Annotated in this window: 1 protein-coding gene; it reads right to left on the bottom strand. The window is 53.9% G+C overall.

Annotated features, from left to right (window positions below):
- Positions 1–85: 85 nt before the first annotated feature.
- Positions 86–538 (bottom strand): sigma-70 domain-containing protein (locus Q4563_RS15740; RefSeq protein WP_303605134.1); only part of this gene is annotated, 453 nt, incomplete at its 5' end.

Here is a 538-nt window from a genome sequence, read left to right as displayed (position 1 = left end):
GCCATTGCCAGGCTGAATGGCTTGAACTGCCCCTGTCATTCGCTCACCGCAGGCGGTACGACGAACGAGTGTCAGGGGCGGCGTGTCAGGCTTCGCCGAACAGGGTCTCGGCATTCAATCCCTGACCTTCCATGATATCGCGCAGGCGTTTTAACCCTTCAACCTGAATCTGGCGTACTCGTTCACGGGTCAGATCGATCTCATGACCAACCTTTTCCAGCGTGCTGATATCATGACCTCGCAGCCCGAAACGACGGGATAACACTTCCCGTTGTTTTTCTGGCAGCTCATCAATCCAGTGTTCCAGATTGTTCTGGATATCGTTTTTCTGCAGCTCTTCACCAGGATCAGCACTGCGCTCATCAGCAATGGTATCCAGCAAGGACTTGTCGGGTGAACCAGCCAATGGCGTATCCACCGAAGTAACTCGCTCATTCAGCTTCAGCATCCGTTTTACATCGGCTACCGGCTTGTCCATCAGCAAGGCGATCTCTTCAGCGCTTGGCTCATGATCCAGCTTTTGGGTCAGTTCACGGGC

It is taken from the genome of Gilvimarinus sp. 1_MG-2023 (genome assembly GCF_030548285.1).
The sequence above is the reverse complement of the archived record's forward strand: the minus strand, read 5'-3'. Positions and strand labels throughout refer to the sequence as shown.